This is a genomic window from Streptomyces sp. KR55, assembly GCF_052245645.1.
GTDB classification, from domain to species: Bacteria; Actinomycetota; Actinomycetes; order Streptomycetales; family Streptomycetaceae; genus Streptomyces; species Streptomyces flavusporus.
This window is the reverse complement of record NZ_JBQQCE010000867.1, coordinates 1-1,737: the sequence shown is the minus strand read 5'-3', so window position 1 is coordinate 1,737 and position 1,737 is coordinate 1. Positions and strand designations below refer to the sequence as shown.

The following is a 1,737-nucleotide window of genomic DNA, read 5'->3' as shown; positions in this document are numbered from 1 at the left end:
CGTCGAGAGTGCGCAGGGTATGGACGCCGGTCAGGTTGCTGCCGGAGAGGCGGCGGGCCGAGGCGCCCGTGGCGATGACGACGCCGTCGATGGAGACGGTGCGGCCGTCGTCGAGCAGGACGGTTCGGCCTCGGGTGTCGAGGCCACGGGCACGGATGCCGAGGAGCCACTCGGCGTCGAGTTCGGCGGTCTCCTCCGGGCCGGTGAGGGCGAGTTGGGACTCGTCGGCCCGGCCGGCGAGGAAGTCCTTGGACAAGGGCGGGCGGTCGTACGGGCGGTGGGGCTCGTCGCCGATGATCACCAGTCGTCCGTCGAAGCCCTGGGAACGGAGTTCGCGAGCGGCATACAGACCGGAGAGCGAGGCACCGACGATGGTCACGGTCCTCATGCGGTGCGGGTCCTCTCGACTGCGGCGCGGAACACAACCGAGCAACCCCGCGCGGCGCTGATGTTCCGTTCGCGCACCGGCCGGGCAAGGGCGCGGGCCTTCGCCCTGCTCAACGCCGACCCCCTTGGTGCGGCCGTCGGTCACTGCATTTGCAGCGTTCGTTGCGTCCGCGGAGACGTTCACAGCATTCATGCAGCCGTGCCCTCCTCCGCGGTGAGGTGGACATGGATGACGCCGTCGTCGACGGTGACGCGGTGGGTGCGGACGGGGCGGCGGGCGGGTAGGCAGGTGGGCTGTCCGGTACGGAGGTCGAATGAGGCGGCGTGCAGCGGGCATTCGACCAGACAGCCTTCCAGCCAACCCTCGGAGAGTGAGGCGTCCTGGTGGGTGCAGGTGTCGTCGATGGCATACAGCTCGCCCTCGTCGGTGCGGAACACGGCGACGGGCGGGCTGGTCTCGATGCGGACGGACTCGCCCTCGGGGAGGTCTTCAAGGCGGCAGACGGGAATCACGGGCCCCCCTCTCGGTCCGGGACACTCGGTCCGGGACCTGTGTGGTCCAGGCGGATCAGGGAGTGCGGACCTTCATTGGTCCGACGATGGTCTCGGCGATGTTGGTCCAGCGATGGTCCAGCAGTCACGGAGTTCAGGACGTTCGCGAAGTACGAGCAGTGCGGACCGACGTCGGTCCGGACGGTTCGGCCCCTTCCGGGCACCGGACGCTGTCGACGGAGGGTCTGCAGTACATCGTGCTCGACGTGCTCGGCCCCACCGCCGGCAAGGCGATGCTGTGGTGCGTGCTGATCGCGGTCACGGTGTGCGCCCTGGCCGTCCACACGGCGGCGATCCGGCTGGCGTTCGCGATGGCCCGGGACAACAACCTGCCCGCGTCCTCCCTGATGGCCCGGGTCAGCCCGCGCTTCCAGACGCCGGTGCTGCCGGCCGTGATCATCGGGATCCTCGCGCTCGCGATCCTCGTGGTCAACATCCGCCAGCCGCAGATCTTCACCGTCGTCACCAGCATCGGCATCATCATGATCTACCTCGCCTACCTCGGCGTCACCGCGCCCATGCTGGTGGCCCGGCTGCAGGGGAAGTGGCAGCCGGCGGAGGGCAAGTTCTCGCTGGGCCGCTGGGGGCTGCCCGTCAACATCGGCGCGGTGGTGTGGGGCGCGGTCATGACGGTCAACCTGATCTGGCCGCGGGCCTCCGTCTACAACGCAACGGCCCCGTTCCACTGGTACCTGCAGTGGGGAGCCGTGCTGTTCGTCGCGATCATCGCGGGCGACGGCTTCGCCTACTACTGGTTCGTCCAGCGCCACCGCACCGGCGTCTTCGCCGAGCACCGAC

At 69.4% G+C, this 1,737-nt stretch carries 2 protein-coding genes and 1 pseudogene; 1 reads left to right on the top strand and 2 read right to left on the bottom strand.

What is annotated here, in order from left to right; genetic code table 11:
* Both ACTWQJ_RS51090 and ACTWQJ_RS51085 read right to left on the bottom strand, forming a co-directional pair.
* On the bottom strand, nucleotides 1-388 hold a 388-nt coding region (locus tag ACTWQJ_RS51090; RefSeq protein WP_443313150.1), incomplete at its 3' end, for an FAD-dependent oxidoreductase.
* A gap of 188 nt (nucleotides 389-576) precedes the next feature.
* Nucleotides 577-900 (bottom strand): bifunctional 3-phenylpropionate/cinnamic acid dioxygenase ferredoxin subunit, encoded by a 324-nt coding sequence (locus tag ACTWQJ_RS51085; RefSeq protein ID WP_443313149.1) that lies wholly within the window; start codon nucleotides 898-900, stop codon nucleotides 577-579.
* Nucleotides 901-1,109: 209 nt separating this feature from the next.
* On the opposite strand from ACTWQJ_RS51085, the pseudogene ACTWQJ_RS51080 reads away from it, so the two are divergent.
* Nucleotides 1,110-1,737: pseudogene (locus ACTWQJ_RS51080) on the top strand (amino acid permease); the annotation flags it as partial.